The 13740-nt window shown below is 71.6% G+C and carries 15 protein-coding genes and 4 pseudogenes; 11 read left to right on the top strand and 8 right to left on the bottom strand.

All coding sequences use genetic code 11. The features are described 5' to 3' along the window. Positions 1-114: 114 nt before the first annotated feature. The 4 genes and pseudogenes from ACFYXK_RS28325 (at position 115) to ACFYXK_RS28340 (ending at position 3444) form a co-directional block, all read left to right on the top strand. Positions 115-579, top strand: a complete 465-nt coding sequence (locus tag ACFYXK_RS28325; protein ID WP_389413675.1) for an ATP-binding protein — start codon at positions 115-117, stop codon at positions 577-579. 108 nt (positions 580-687) lie between these two features. Next, positions 688-810: a hypothetical protein gene (locus tag ACFYXK_RS28330; RefSeq protein ID WP_389413676.1), complete on the top strand. Its 123-nt coding sequence runs from the start codon at positions 688-690 to the stop codon at positions 808-810. 28 nt (positions 811-838) lie between these two features. After that, positions 839-1458, top strand: a pseudogene (locus ACFYXK_RS28335) (NAD(P)/FAD-dependent oxidoreductase); the annotation flags it as partial. Between the two features lie 132 nt (positions 1459-1590). Next, the gene (locus tag ACFYXK_RS28340) at positions 1591-3444 is read left to right on the top strand and encodes a SpoIIE family protein phosphatase (RefSeq protein WP_389413677.1); all 1854 of its coding nucleotides are present in this window, start codon (positions 1591-1593) and stop codon (positions 3442-3444) included. Here ACFYXK_RS28340 and ACFYXK_RS28345 read toward each other — a convergent pair. After that, positions 3441-3653, bottom strand: a pseudogene (locus ACFYXK_RS28345) (iron-containing redox enzyme family protein); the annotation flags it as partial. The gene ACFYXK_RS28340 and the pseudogene ACFYXK_RS28345 sit on opposite strands and share 4 nt — an antisense overlap. 281 nt (positions 3654-3934) lie before the next feature. On the opposite strand from ACFYXK_RS28345, the gene ACFYXK_RS28350 reads away from it, so the two are divergent. Next, entirely contained in the window at positions 3935-4663 is a 729-nt protein-coding gene (locus ACFYXK_RS28350; protein WP_389413710.1) for a VOC family protein, read from the top strand. On the opposite strand, the gene ACFYXK_RS28355 is transcribed toward ACFYXK_RS28350, so the two are convergent. Together ACFYXK_RS28355 and ACFYXK_RS28360 are read right to left on the bottom strand one after the other, a co-directional pair. Further along, a complete protein-coding gene (locus tag ACFYXK_RS28355; protein WP_389413678.1) occupies positions 4645-4899 on the bottom strand; it encodes a hypothetical protein in 255 nt (84 codons plus the stop codon). The genes ACFYXK_RS28350 and ACFYXK_RS28355 overlap by 19 nt on opposite strands. 97 nt (positions 4900-4996) lie before the next feature. Next, complete coding sequence (locus tag ACFYXK_RS28360) at positions 4997-5500, bottom strand: hemerythrin domain-containing protein (RefSeq protein ID WP_389413679.1); 504 nt, start codon at positions 5498-5500, stop codon at positions 4997-4999. A 180-nt stretch (positions 5501-5680) separates the two neighbouring features. On the opposite strand from ACFYXK_RS28360, the gene ACFYXK_RS28365 reads away from it, so the two are divergent. Next, positions 5681-6223, top strand: coding sequence for a hypothetical protein (locus ACFYXK_RS28365; protein ID WP_389413680.1), 543 nt, complete (start codon positions 5681-5683; stop codon positions 6221-6223). Position 6224: 1 nt separating this feature from the next. Further along, on the top strand, positions 6225-6707 hold the full coding sequence (locus ACFYXK_RS28370; RefSeq protein WP_389413681.1) for a hypothetical protein: 483 nt from the start codon (positions 6225-6227) through the stop codon (positions 6705-6707). Between the two features lie 89 nt (positions 6708-6796). On the opposite strand, the gene ACFYXK_RS28375 is transcribed toward ACFYXK_RS28370, so the two are convergent. Then, the gene (locus tag ACFYXK_RS28375; RefSeq protein ID WP_389413682.1) at positions 6797-6976 is read right to left on the bottom strand and encodes a CsbD family protein; all 180 of its coding nucleotides are present in this window, start codon (positions 6974-6976) and stop codon (positions 6797-6799) included. Positions 6977-7235: 259 nt separating this feature from the next. Between ACFYXK_RS28375 and ACFYXK_RS28380 the strand changes: the two genes are divergently transcribed. Together ACFYXK_RS28380 and ACFYXK_RS28385 are read left to right on the top strand one after the other, a co-directional pair. Beyond that, on the top strand, positions 7236-9671 hold the full coding sequence (locus tag ACFYXK_RS28380; protein ID WP_389413683.1) for a SpoIIE family protein phosphatase: 2436 nt from the start codon (positions 7236-7238) through the stop codon (positions 9669-9671). 175 nt (positions 9672-9846) lie between these two features. Further along, positions 9847-10209 (top strand): STAS domain-containing protein, encoded by a 363-nt coding sequence (locus tag ACFYXK_RS28385; protein ID WP_389413684.1) that lies wholly within the window; start codon positions 9847-9849, stop codon positions 10207-10209. A gap of 73 nt (positions 10210-10282) precedes the next feature. On the opposite strand, the gene ACFYXK_RS28390 is transcribed toward ACFYXK_RS28385, so the two are convergent. Both ACFYXK_RS28390 and ACFYXK_RS28395 read right to left on the bottom strand, forming a co-directional pair. Beyond that, positions 10283-10657: a PRC-barrel domain containing protein gene (locus ACFYXK_RS28390; protein ID WP_389413685.1), complete on the bottom strand. Its 375-nt coding sequence runs from the start codon at positions 10655-10657 to the stop codon at positions 10283-10285. Positions 10658-10819: 162 nt separating this feature from the next. Beyond that, positions 10820-10975, bottom strand: coding sequence for a DUF6131 family protein (locus ACFYXK_RS28395; RefSeq protein ID WP_383517336.1), 156 nt, complete (start codon positions 10973-10975; stop codon positions 10820-10822). Between the two features lie 202 nt (positions 10976-11177). Here ACFYXK_RS28395 and ACFYXK_RS28400 point away from each other — a divergent pair. Further along, positions 11178-11405 (top strand): annotated as a pseudogene (locus tag ACFYXK_RS28400) (DUF4230 domain-containing protein); the annotation flags it as partial. A gap of 94 nt (positions 11406-11499) precedes the next feature. On the opposite strand, the pseudogene ACFYXK_RS28405 reads toward ACFYXK_RS28400, so the two are convergent. Together ACFYXK_RS28405 and ACFYXK_RS28410 are read right to left on the bottom strand one after the other, a co-directional pair. Continuing rightward, positions 11500-11856 (bottom strand): annotated as a pseudogene (locus ACFYXK_RS28405) (VOC family protein); the annotation flags it as partial. Beyond that, positions 11768-12388 carry an RICIN domain-containing protein gene (locus ACFYXK_RS28410; protein WP_389413686.1) on the bottom strand — a complete coding sequence of 207 codons (621 nt, stop codon included), beginning with the start codon at positions 12386-12388 and terminating at the stop codon, positions 11768-11770. The pseudogene ACFYXK_RS28405 and the gene ACFYXK_RS28410, both read right to left, overlap by 89 nt. 295 nt (positions 12389-12683) lie before the next feature. On the opposite strand from ACFYXK_RS28410, the gene ACFYXK_RS28415 reads away from it, so the two are divergent. Next, complete coding sequence (locus ACFYXK_RS28415) at positions 12684-13724, top strand: vWA domain-containing protein (protein WP_266671714.1); 1041 nt, start codon at positions 12684-12686, stop codon at positions 13722-13724. Positions 13725-13740 lie beyond the last annotated feature (16 nt).

The raw sequence follows: 13740 nt of genomic DNA on the forward strand, positions 1-13740 counted from the left end.
GGGTCCCGGGAGAGCGTACGGAAGGTGCAGGACACCGACCGTGAAGAGGCCGGCGGGACCGCAACGGTGCCCGCGAACAGAGACCAGCATCAACGGCGGGGGTGAGAGTCCACAGTGGAAACCATCGGACCGGAGACCGGCGATCCACTGCGTACCGGGCTCTCCGTTGCCGGGCAGCGCCGCCGGCTCGCCCTGTCCGGCGTCCGCGGCCACGTGGCCAAGGGCCGCGACTTCACGCGCCGGGCCTTGCAGGACTGGGGCTGGGACGGGAACGCGACCGCCGAGGACGCCCTGCTCCTGGTGTCCGAACTGCTGACCAACGCGTCGCTGCACGCGGGTGGTTGCATCGAACTCGCGCTCACGGCCGGTGAGGTCCTGCGGATCGAGGTCTTCGACGGCACGACGACGCTCCCCCGCCGCCACCCCTCCCCGCAACGGGGCCTCCCGGGCGGCCACGGCCTGTACATAGTGGAGCGCCTCTCCGATCGGTGGGGCACCGCCACCCACGAGAACGGCAAGGCCGTCTGGGCGGAGATCGAGGCGTCCCGGCTGACCTCGGGCAGGTCCACGGGCCGGTGATCCGGCCGGGTCCGTCCTGAACCTCGACGCGGTCGCACGGACCGGCCGCCCCGCACCTGCATCCCCGTACGGGCGCGTGATCGCGGCACACGCGGGCAGGCGCGCGGTATGACCTCGAATCCGCTCGGCTCCCTGGCCCTGGCCCCGACGCCCGGCCCCGCCTGGTTCCACCTGGCGGTCATCGCCTTCGCCCTCCTCGTCCTGGTCCACACCCTGGCCCGGCACCGATAGGAATGCCCGCTCCGGGGCAGATGCGCAGGTCGAGGTGTCGCTCGGCGTCTCCGTCTCCAAGGCCGGGCCGGACGAGGTGACGCTGACCGACGGCCGCGTCCTGCGCAGCCGCACTCCGATCTGGACCGCAGGGGTGACCGCCAGTCCCCTCATCGACCGGCCTTCCGGGAGTCCTCGCGCTCGGCGACGCGGCAGCGGTGCCCGACCTCGCCGCGGGCGGGGAAGGGGCGGTTTGCCCGCCCACCGCGCAGCACGCCCAGCGGCAGGGGCGCAGGGCAGCCGACAACCCCATTGCCGCCTTGCGCCACCAGCCGCTCCTGCCGTACCGGCACCAGGACCCGGGACTGGTGGTGGACCTGGGCGGACGTGACGCCGTCTCCAAGCCGCTCGGCATCGAGCTGCACGGCCTGCCCGCGCAGGCGGTGGCGCGGGCGTACCACTGGGCGGCGCTGCGCACCGATGTGGCGAGGACGAGGGTACTGACGAACTGGATCCTCACCGCGGTGGCGGGCGACGAACTTCGTCCGGACGGGGTTCCAGGCCTGGAGGCCGTCGTCCTCGCGGGAGTTCGAGCACACCGATGCGTACCTGACGCCCGAGCAGGTCCGCGAGCACACGGCCTCGCTGCGCGCGGGACGCCTTCCGTAGGGGCCGGGTTGCTCCCCTGCCGATCGACCGCCGGAGTGATCTCGGCGGCCCGTTCGGCAGATGACCGGCGGTACGATCCTCCCTGTCCTACGATTCCGTTGAGGACTTCGGGACCGTGGGACCGGAGGGCAGATGCCGGAGCAGGGCCGGGAATCCGGAGCGGACCCGGGCAGCGCACAGCGCCGGGCCATGAGGCTGGCCGGTCTCTCGGCGGCTTCCGATGCCGGGATGGACCGGTTCGCCCGGCTGGTTTCACGACTGCTCCGCGTGCCGGTGGCCTTCGTTTCCCTGGTCGAGGACGACCGGCAGATCCTGCCCGGGCTGATCGGCCTGCCGGAGCCCTGGGAGCAGAGGCGGGCGCTGCCGCCGTCGCATTCGCTCTGCCGCTACGTGGTGGCCTCCGGGCAGCCCCTCGTCGTGCCCGACACCCGCGCCGACGAGCGGTTCCGTACCACCCCGTCCATCGCGGACCTCGGGCTCGTCGCGTATGCCGGAATGCCGCTGACCGACGCCGACGGGCTCGTCCTGGGCTCCCTGTGCGCCCTCGACCGCGAGCCCCGTACCTGGGGTGACGGCGAGCTGTCCGACCTCGAGGATCTGGCTGCCGCCTGCTCCGCCGAGCTGTGCCTGCGCATCCTGTCGGCGCAGAGCCGGTCCGCGCAGAAGGTACTGGAGACCGCGCGGGCCGCCGCCGAGCGCGCCCGGAGCGACGCACAGCGCCTGGAGCAGGAAGCCCAGGCCGGGCTGGACCATGCCGAGCTGCTGCTCAGGGCGTCGGAGGAGCTGGCCCAGACGTCCGGGCTGGAGGACGTCCGGCGACGGCTGCGGGACCTGTTCGGCGGCGCCGGCAAGCCCTCGTACGTCGGCCTGCTGGTCGCCGACAAGGACGAACTGCACCGGATTCCCGACCCGGACGTCGCCCACTCGGCGGAACGGGAGGTCCTCACCCTGTCGGTGGACGCGGCGTTCCCGAGCACCCGGGCCATGCGGGAACGGCGGCCGATCTTCGTACCCGACCGCGAGGCGCTCGTCGCCGACTACAGCCCCGGGGCGGTCGGCTTCGCCGACCGCATGGGCTTCACCACCGTGCTGTGCCTGCCGCTCTGGGGCAGCCACGCCCTGCTGGGCGTCCTCGCGATCTGCTGGGCCAAGCGGCACGAGGTGGGCGTCACCGAGCGTGCCACGCTCACCGCCGCCTCCGGTTACATCGCGCAGGCGGTGGAGCGCGCCCTGTACCTGGACGAGCGGATTTCCGTCGCCCGCCAGCTCCAGGAGGCGCTGCTCACCGATCTTCCCGTAGCCAACGGCATGGAGATCAGCGCCCTGTACCAGCCGTCCGCGGACGGCGACATGATCGGCGGGGACTGGTACGACGCCTACCACCTGCCGCCCGCCTCATCCGGCGAGCCCGCCGCACTGATGGTCACGGTGGGCGACATCACCGGCCACGACATGCACGCCGCCACCGTGATGGGCCAGATCCGCAGCATGCTGCGACAGGCCACCCTCGACCACCCCCCGTACAGCCCCGCCACAGCTCTGAACGCCCTCGATGCAGCGTGCTCGGTCCTGCCCATCGAGACCGGCGGCACCATGGTCCATGCCCGCCTCGACCTCGCCGACGGCGGTCCCGGCTGGACGCTGACCTGGTCCAACGCCGGCCACCCGGCACCACTGCTCCGTACCCCCGACGGCCGGGTGACCGCCCTGGCGGAGCACGACATCCTCCTCCACCCGGCGCTCGGGCCGTTCCGCCGCACCGAGCACCGGCGTGGCCTTCCTCCGGGCTCCACGGTCTTGCTCTACACCGACGGGCTCATCGAGCGCCGTGGCCAGGACATCGACGACTCCGTTGCACGACTCGTCGCCCTGTTCGCCCGCCACGGCGACCGTCCGCTGGCCGATCTGCTCCGCCTGATCAGCAGCAGGCTGGCGGACCCGGATCCCGGAGACGACGTCGTCGTGCTGGCACTGCGCGTTCCGTGACGGCGCGGCCGGCGCGCGGTGGAGAACTCGTCGTACTCGATGGCCACCATCGCGGCCTTGGCACGACCGGTGAGCCGGGGGACGACCCAGGCGTGGGGGTCCGCCTCCTTGCGGTGTTAGAGCGAGCGCAGGGCCGCGTACTCGGGCAACTGCCAGAGCTCACCGTCGCTTTCCAGGCGGTGGCTGAGGCTGTCGCAGGGGTCCACGGGCCCGTCGCCGAGGAAGATCTCGACCGGCGCCTCGACGAGGACGGGGCCCTGCGGGTCCACGGACACCCGGCGTACGGGCGGCGCGGTGAAGATCCGGCACCCGGACGCCCCGGCCCGCCGTCGACTGCGGCGCGCGCGGGTGCCCCGCTTGCCGGGCCGTGGCCTCCCGACGGAACTACGGTGAGGGTGTCCCGTACCAGGCGATCAGCGAACGAGGCAGGCTGGAAGCTGTGTCCACGTCAAGCCATGAGGTCCGTGGGGCACCCTGCTGGGTGAGCCTGCTGACCCAGGACCCCGACTCCGCGCAACGGTTCTACGGTGCCGTGCTGGGCTGGACCTTCCACCGGACCCGGCTCGGCGAGGGGCTCTCCCTCGCGTTCCGCGGGGGCGCTCCGGTCGCCGGGATCGGGACTCTCGCCGAGGGCCCGTCGCTGCCCGCCGCCTGGACTCCGTACTTCGCCGTCGACGACGCCGATGTGACCGCCGCACGCATCCGTGAGCGCGGCGCCACCGTGGCGGTGGGCCCGCTGTCCTTCGGAACGGGCCGTGCCGCCCTGGCCGCGGACCCCGCAGGGGCGGTCTTCGGACTCTGGCAGGGCCAGGTCATCCGGGGCTGGAGGGTGGGCCGCGGCACCGCCCCCGCCTGGCTGGAACTCCGTACGCGCGACGCTTTCGCAGCCGCCATCTTCTACGGGGAGGTCCTGGACTGGGCCGCGCAACCCCCCGGGTGCTGCGTGGTGGCCTACGAGCAGGAAAACGTCGTCCTGCGCCACGGCAACGACGTCGTCGCGCAGATCAGCAGCGGTGCGGTGGACGAGGATCCCGACCCGCAGATCCGTCCGCGCTGGCACGTCCACTTCCGGGTCGGCGAGCTGGAAGCCGCCGTGGCGGCGGCGACCGGCGCCGGCGGGAGGATCATGTCCGCGGTCGAGACCTCCGGCGCGGGCCGATGGGTCGCCCTCAGCGATCCGGAGGGCGCCTTGTTCACCGTCTACGCCCCGCTGGACTGACCCCGCGGGTCCTCGCCACCCGACGGTCGCGGGCCGTCCGGGCGCGCCTGCTCCTCGCGGCCGATGCCCGGGCGCTGCCGCTTGGCCGCATGACCCCCGGCATCCGCGTCACCCTTGCCCGAACGCCGTACCACGGCGTTCTCCGCCTGCTCCCGGGCCTCGCGGTCTCCGCTCTCCCCCACCGCCTCCGACGGGGTGGTACGCGGGTGGCCCCGGGACTTCTCGTGAGCCGTCATCTCGTCCTCCTTCGGTGGTGCCGGCCGTCTGCGGTCGAGGGCGGGGTCGGCGGCTTCGCCTGAGCCCCGATCAGGCCCCGACGCCGCCGCGTTGCCGTCATCCCCCTACGACGGCGCGCACGTTCGCGATGCTGCCGCAGTCGGCTTCGAGCTGCCGCTGCCGCTCCTGCAGGAACGCCGCCCCGAGCTCGGCCCTCCGCTCGTCCGGCACGTTCTCCCGGGCGCCGTTGAGGATCGTCCGCTCCTCCTCGTCCAGGTGGTGGGAGACCGCCTTGACCAGGTCCTCCAGGCGCGCGTCCCACTCGTCGGAACCGACCTCGGGCACCTCGAGCAGCGCCAGGAGCGCCTCGTTGCCCTCGGCGTGCTCCTCGCTGCCGTGCTCCACTTCCTCGTTGTCGACGTCCTTGAACCTCTTCAGCGCGCCGTACACCTCGGACTCCTCGGCCTCCCCGTGCGCGATGAGGAGGGCGGAGAGCTTCTTGAGGGCGTCCGCCCGGTCCGCCTCCACACTGCGCATCCGGCGAAAGAGGTCCTCCATCGTCCGGTGGTCCTTGAGGATCACCGCGACGACGTCCTGGTTCTGCTGCTTGTCCGCGGCCATGCCGGGTACCTCCTGCTCTCGATCTGCCTGCTCTCGCTCTCGCTCTCTCGCTTCGGCGCCTGCTCGTTGGCGGTGAGTTCAAACCCGGCTGCCGTGGTCGGCGCCGCCCGTACGTGTTTCCACTGCGTCCGCCGGGGCAGCCGCGTGAAGAGGGAAGAGCCCCCGGAACGGAGGCCGGAGATGTCAACCAATTCGCTGATAGCCGTCATCGTCGTGGCGGTGGTCGTCGTGCTCGCGCTCACGGCGCTGCTGTGGACGCTGGCCCGGCGGCGCCACCTGCGCGAACAGTTCGGGCCGGAGTACGACCGCACCGTCGAGGAGCGGGGTGACAAGCGCTCCGCCGAACGGGATCTGCGCGCCCGGGAAGAGCGGCACGACCGGCTCGACATCAAGGAGCTGTCGCCCGAGCGCCGACACCAGTACGCGGACGAGTGGACGCGTGTGCAGCAGCAGTTCGTGGACCGGCCGGAGGGTTCCGTGACACAGGCCGACGAGCTCCTGACCCGGCTGATGGGTGAGCGCGGCTATCCCACCGAGGGGTACGACGGGCAGTTGCGCGACCTGTCGGTGGAACACGGGCGCACGCTCGAGGAGTACCGGGCCGCCCATGCCGTGAAGGTGCGCAGCGGTGCGGGAGAGGCCACGACAGAGGAGCTGCGCGGGGCGATGGTGCACTACCGCGCCCTGTTCGAGGAGCTGCTCTCCGACCAGAGGAGCCGATGACATGCGTGACGACGAGGAGAAGGCGGGACGGGAGTCCGAGCCCGTCCTGACGACGGAAGACCTCGCACGTCCGGCGCCGCGCCGTGACCGGGACGCGGCCGTCTACCCGGGCGAGGCCACCGGCGGTCAGAACGACGCGACGCAGGTGGCGGCTGACCAGCCTGCCGGTGGGCAGGAGCAGGAGCCGGAGCCGGGTCGCGAACCCGAGGGCGAGGAGGAACCGCTGCTGGGCGCAGCGGAGGCCGAGCGGTACCGCACCACGTGGAGCGAGATCCAGGGCCGGTTCGTCGACGACCCCCGGGAGGCGGTCCGGTCGGCGGACGCCTTGGTGGCGGAGGTCATGCAGAGGTTCGCGGGAACCCTCTCCGAACACCGGAGCGGGCTCGAGAAGCAGTGGGACCGCGGGGAGCAGGTGGCCACCGAGGACCTGAGGCAGGCCCTGCGGGCCTACCGTTCGCTGGTCAACCGGTTGCTCGCCACCTGAGCCGCACCTCAGGGCCCCCGCCGGGCCACTGCCCGGCGGGGGCCCTCTGCGTGGATCGCAAGCCGTACGAGACCGGGGCGGGCAGCAGGTCAGGACCTGCCCGTGGCCTTCTTCGCCTTGTCCGAGGCCTTCGACGTCATCTCCTCGGCCTTGCCGCTCATCCGCTCGGCCGCCCCTTCCGCCTGCATGCCCTTGTCGTCCATGGCGCTGCCGGCGGTCTCCTTGATCTTGCCCTTGACCTGCTTGGCCTTCGCCTTTGACTTGCTCACGGGGTTGTTCCTTTCCTCGAGGGGATACCGCCCGCCCACCCTGCTTCCGTGTCAGGCGTCCCGCAATCCGTGCCGGAGCGCCCGGCATCAGGCGTCCGGCGGTCCGGGATGCCGTGCCGAATGCCGTGCAGACGGGGCCGAGGCCGGCCGGCCCGCGGGCCGGCGGCCAGGGTCGGGGCGCCGCGTTGCACACCCGTACGGGCTCGTCCACCCGGGTGCTGCGAGGCCGCGCCGTGCACGGCCGTGCCATGCTCGAGGCATGAAGGGCGACGCCGCGGGTGAGGGCGCCGCACCCGAGGTGCTGGCGCTCGCCAAGGTGGTGGCCAGGCTGCGGTCGGAGATCGTGGACCTGGAAGGCGTCGCCGCGACCACGGCCGTGGTCGAACGGGCCAAGGGCGTGCTGATGGCCCGGGCGGGGGTGTCCGCCGACACGGCCTACGAGATGCTCCTCGGCCGGGCCGGTGAGCGGGGCTGCACCCTGTTGGAGGAGTGCTGGATCGTCCTGGGGCGGATGCACTCGCAGCCGCCGCCCGGGCGCGCACCGTCCGACCCGCCCGCAGCCCCCGCGGCGGTCGTCGCGGGCAACGAGCCGGCCGCGCGGGCCTCCGGCGCCCCACGCCATCTCGTGGGCGGCTCGGCGCTGCGCCCGCTCCTGGCCCGGCTCGCCGACGGCCTGGCGACGGCCCGCGGGGGTGACGACGTCGCGGAGCTGCTGCGGACCGTGCTCGGCGGGGACGCCGGCGTGGATGCGGTCATGATCTACTCGCTGGCCTCCGCCGGAAGCCTGGAGCTGACCGGTCGCGCCGGCATCGACGAGGAGCTCGCCGAGCAGTGGCACCACATCCCCCCGCTCAGCGGCGTCGCCGCCCACGAGGCCATCGCCGGGCGCCGGGCCCTGTGGCTGGAGGACCCGGCCGAGGACGCCCGCCGCTACCTGCTCATCGCGGAGCCGCCGGACCGGTGGCCCTCGCGCGCCTGGCTCCCCGTACCCGCCGACGGGCCCCCGGCGGCCGCCATCGGCTTCCTGCGCACGGAGCCGGGCCCCTTCGCGCCCGACACCCGGGCGCTGCTGCGGCGGGCCGCCCGGTTGTGCGCGGGCCCGCTGGGGGTGGCGGACCGGCCCCGCGACGCCCACGCCGACGCCGAGGGGACCCCGGGCGCCATCGAGGTGGCGTCCGTCCAGCGCATGCTGGACGCGCTGGCCGGACCCGCGATCCTGCTCACCCCGCTGCGCTCGGAGGCGGGCCGGGTGGAGGACTACCGCATCGACGCGGCGGCGCCCGAGTCGGTGGACGTGGCCGGGCGGCGCGGCAAGGAACTCGTGGGCCGCCGGATCCTGGAGACGTACCCGACCATCGCGGGCACCTCACTGTGGGACGGCTACCTGGAGACCCTCACCACGGGAACCAGGTACGAGGGAGAGCCCTTCACCTACGAAGAGGTGATCGCAGGCGTCCCGCAGCGGTCCGTCTACTCGGTCCGGGCATCCAGGCTGGGAGACCGCCTGGTCGTCTCATGGATCCGCCACGACACCGGCGAGCGCGAGGCTCGGCGGCTCGCCGACATGCAGCGGCTGGGCAACCTCGGCTGGGCGGGCTGGAACCTGACGACGGACACCGTCACCTGGTCCGATCAGGTCTACGAAATCTTCGACCGCGATCCCCGGGACGGGCCGATGACACTGGAGGAACTGCCACGGCACCTCTTGCCCGACGACGTGCCAAGACTGGGCTCGGCCGTCGAGCGGCTGCTGAGCGACGGGGAGGCCCTCGACCAGCAGTTCCGCATCGCCACCGAGTACGGCGTGCGGCACCTGCGGATCGTCGCCGAGGCCCAGACGGATGCCGACGGCACCCCGGTCGAGGTGCACGGCTTCTTCCAGGACCTCAGCGCGCAGCGCGGCGCCGAACTCGCGCTGCTCGAGAGCGAGCGCGCCGTCCTCCTCCAGCGCGGCATGCTCCAGGCAGAACGGGCGCTCGCCGCACGTCTCCAGGAGACCCTGCTGCCGATTCCCGAGCAGTCCCTGGAGCTGGCCGGCCTGTGCATCGACGTCGCCTACGTACCCGCAGACCGGGGAGTCAACGTCAGCGGCGACTGGTACAGCGCCATCGAACTACCGGATGGAAGTGCCCTGTTCGTCGTCGGGGACGTGGCCGGCCACGGTCTGGCGGCCGTCGGAACCATGGCCCAGCTGCGGTTCACCACGAAGGGCATGACGATCACGGGCTCGCCCCTGCCCGACGTCCTGCGCCGGCTCAACACGCTGCTGCTCCATACCGCTTCGGATCCGTCCGGCGGCGCCAGCGCCACCATGGTCATGGCCCGTTACCAGCCCTGGGACCGGCGCCTGATCTGGGTGCGGGCGGGTCACCTGCCCCCCTTGCTGGTCCGCGGCGACCGGGCGAGCTTCCTCGAGCAGCCTCCGGGCACGCTCCTCGGCGCCACGTTCGACAGCTCCTACGGGCAGGCCGTCATCGACCTGATGCCCGGCGACCACCTGCTGCTCTACACCGACGGACTCGTGGAGGAACCGGGCGAGGACCTCGGCGTCGGACTGGACCGGCTCGCGGCGACCACCCTGCGGCTCCTGCGGGAAGGGCGCGGCGAAGCCCTCGCCCGTACGCTCGCCGCGCTGTGCCCGGGCAACCGCGACGACATCTGCGTCCTGGACATCCACGTCCCGGACGACCCGTGATCCGGCGCACCCGGGCGCGCCCGGGGCCTTGAGCCGCCTGCACCCGCGTGCGCCCCGTGGCTTGGGCGACGGGCAACGGGGTAGGCGCAGTACACCCCCGAAAATCCCGGACGGGAGACGCCATGACAACCTCAGCGGTTCATCTGAGCGGCCAGGCAGAGGGGGTGTGCACGTGATGTCCACGGCGAGCGGAGGGCGTTTCACCGTCGAGGCGCAGTCCCTCCCCGGGGCAACGGTCCTGGTCACGGCGGGGGAACTCGACCACGACACCGCCGAGCCCCTGCGGCAGGCACTCGACGCGACGTGGCAGGACGGCGGGAGGCTGCTGGTCGACCTGAGCCGGCTGGACTTCTGCGACTCCACGGGATTGAACGTGCTGTTGCACGGCCGACTCGCGATCCGGCAGGCCGGTGGCAGCCTCGAACTGGTCGGGCTGCACCCGCCGGTCGCACGCATGTTCCACATCACCGGTGCGGACCGGCTGTTCCGGGTCCACACCGATGTGGAAGCCGCGCTGGCACACCCCCGGCCCACGTAGCGGAGGAGCAGCCGTGGAACCGGCGGTCGGCGGGCCCGGACTCCCCGAGTCCGGGCCCACCGGCCGCAGGCGGTCAGGCGAGCGGGGCGCCGAAGGGGCCTCCCCTGCCCGTGCCGTAGTAGGTGCCCAGTTCCTCTCGGTACCGGGCGTCACCGAGGTGCTCGTCCCGGTGGAACTCGGGGGCGTCCTTGATCTGGCCCTTGGTCCGGTCGATGAACACCTTCCGCTCCTCCGGGTCGATGCTGACGACGGTGCTCGCCGGCATCAGGACCTCCTTGCCGAAGATCCAGACCCCGGTGTCCACCACCAGGTAGGCGTCACCGACCTCGTCGGAGTGCTTGTCCACCTTGCCGATGCCGCCGTCGGTCGCCTCGACCTTGTAACCGGTCAGATCGGTACCGGCCAGGTGGCCCGAGGTCGACTTGTAACTCCACACGTGCTCAGTCACGCGAAAACAACTCCTCCGGTAAACAGGTGAACAGAGGACTGCAAGGAAATTCCGTGCTGCCGCCCTCCCCTTTCTCCGTTCGTCGTGCCGGGCGGTCTTCGCTCTCCGCCCGAACTTCGCCTGCCCCGCTCCCGCTGCTTCATTCGCGGGGCCACACAGCGGCTACCAGTAGTGGCGGCGGCCGCCGACCGCGTGCCCGACGGAGCCCAGGACCCACAGCACCGCGCCCACCACGAGCAGGATGACCCCGATGGTCCACAGGATGGAGATTCCGGTCAGGAATCCGATGAGGAGGAGGATGAGCCCGGCGAAAAGCATGGTTGCCCCATTCTCGTGTTGGGAATTCTGCGGAGCGGTTGAATCTGCCGCAGTGCCTCGGCTGGCGTGTACCCGAGAACCTCGCCCTCATCGATGCGGGAAGGGATTTCGTGCTGGAGCCGCGTCCACGGGTATCCGCGCGAGTATGGGATCCTCTTCGGATCGGCCGGGCGGCTCGCGGCGCCCGTGGTGGGGGCGGATCGCCGTCGGCAATTTCCAGGTGGTCGTCGACCTGGAGAAGGACGCGGCGTTCCTGCCGGATGCCATCCGTGGAACCCACACCCTGTACGTGGGCGCCGGCACGGTCAGCGGCTACGTCGACCTGGGCGCACTGGGCGAGCGGGGCCTGCTGGACCGGATCGGCGATCTGTTCTCCGACAACCCGGCCGGTGAGCAGGCCGTACAGAAGCTCGCCGCGCAGCACATCGGGCTTCCGCGAAGTGACGGTCATGTACGGCTGATGCGGTGGGGGTTGGACCCGAGGAGGTCGTACGGCCTCGGGCCGTCGCCGCCGGGTCGGTGTACCGGCGCAGCGTCGTGCGGCTGTCCGGCCGGGTGCCGTCCTCCTCCGCCGCCACGGGGCGTGCCCCGAGGGCCACGGCCTCGCGCTCGGCTTCGTCGAGGGAGTCCGCCGCCACCAGGATCCGGAGATGGACCCGTTGGGAATCTTCCGGCGGCGGCCAGCTCGGCGGCAGATGATCCGGATCGCGGCGGACCCCGAGCACCACGCCGGACCGGCCGGCGACGAGGATCAGTTCTCCGTTGTCGCCGGCCGGTCCAGTGGCCCGTCCGTCAGTCCGTCCAGACGTCCCACCACTGCTGCGACTGGAAGTTCTTCTGCCACAGTTGGATGCGGGCACCGTTGCCGAGGACGTTCGCATCGCGGTCCATGACGATGTTCCCGCCGCTGTAGAAGCGGGCGTTGTAGAGGGCGCGGTCGCCCGACGGGTGGGACCAGCTCTGCTGCGGGCTGTTGTTGCAGTCCCAGATCTGCACCTTGGTGCCGTTGCGGCCGCCGCCGTTGAGGTCTGCGTCCAGGCACTTGCCGGGGAAGCGGTAGCTCTCCAGGGCGCCGTTGTTCCAGAGGTACCAACGCTGCTGGGTGGTGCCGTTGCACTGCCAGATCTGGACGACCGTGCCGTTGCCGCCGCCGTTCGCGTCCACGTCCAGGCACTGGGTCGTGGGGCGTTTGGCGAAGTCGTTGGTGATCCGCACGGGCTGGTTCAGCAGTCGCTGAGGTGCGGCGGCCGTCACGCCCTGCGGCTGTGCGGTCCAGTGGACGGGCCGGGGGGCGGCTTGGGCCGGGGCGGCATCGGCGCTGATGGCGTCGGCACCGGCGGTTCCGGTCAGGGCGGTGGCGAAGGCCACGGCGGTGACCACGGCGACCGCGGCCGATCGGGCGATGCGGGGCATGTTCCCTCCAGGTTCCCGGGTGCAGAAGGACCGTGCGGCGGCACGACGAGGACGCACCCGGTGTGGGTGCTGGTCCGTCAGATGCCGGGAGACAGCTCAACACAGCCCGGTCCGTCCGCGTCAGAGCGCCGATCCGGCCACGGGGGCCTCGGACCCTCCGAGCCGTCTCGTCGCGGCCCGCGTCGGGCCCGTCGATCGCCGATCGTCGGTGGTCGACGGCGCCCGGAGCCCAAGATCGATTGTCAGTGGTGGGTGGGAGGATCGAAGCATCAAGTCGGAAACAGGGGGAGCGGCCATGTCCGGAAACCAGAACTACATCAACCACGTTGCTCTCGTGCTGGATGCCAGTTCGTCCATGTCACAGCTGAGTCGCAAGGTCGTCGAAGTCGCCGACCAGCAGATTGCCTACCTGGCCCGCCGATCGCAGGAACTGGACCAGGAAACCCGCGTCACCGTGTACGTCTTCTCGGACAAGGTGGAGTGCGTCATCTACGACAAGGACGTGCTGCGCATGCCGTCCCTGAAGCAGCTGTACCGCGTCGGTGGAATGACGGCTCTGCTGGCGGCCACGCTGAAGTCACAGCGGGAGCTGGCGCAGACGGCCCAACTGTACGGCGACCACAGCTTCCTGACGTTCGTACTGACCGACGGCCAGGAGAACGCGAGTCATCGCTGCCCCGACGCCCCTGCCCGGGACCCGCGTGCACTGGTGCGGGCAATGGCCACGATGATCGAAACGCAGGAGGACAACTGGACCCTGGCCGTCCTCGTACCGGACCAGATGGGCAAGCGCGAGGCCATGCAGTGCGGCTTCCCGAAGGACAACATCGCCATCTGGGACGCCACGAGCACGCAGGGTCTGGAGGAGGCCGGGCAGGTCATCCGGGAGGCCACCGAGAAATTCATGGTGGGCCGCGCCAAGGGCATCCGGGGCTCGCGAGCGGTGTTCTCCACGGGTGCAGAGGCAGTGAACAAAGACCGCATCAAGGAAGCCGGTCTCACCCCGGTGGACCTGTCGCAGTACCAGCTGATTCCCGTGGCCCGCGAAGCGGCGATCCGGGACTGGGTCATCGAGTGCGGGCACACGTACCGTACCGGCTGCGCCTACTACCAGCTGAGCAAGTCGGAGAAGATCCAGGCGCGAAAGCAGATCGCGGTGCTGGAGAAGAAGACGGACCGCGTCTACACGGGACCGGAGGCCCGGGCGCTGCTCGGCCTGCCCGACACGGAAGTGCGCGTCAAGCCGGACCACAACGACGACTTCACGATCTTCGTTCAGAGCACCAGCGTCAACCGGAAGCTGGTGTCGAACACACGACTGCTGCTCATGACCTGACGGTCCGGCGCGTGCG

It is taken from the genome of Streptomyces sp. NPDC002209, assembly GCF_042890265.1.
Taxonomy (GTDB): domain Bacteria; phylum Actinomycetota; class Actinomycetes; order Streptomycetales; family Streptomycetaceae; genus Streptomyces.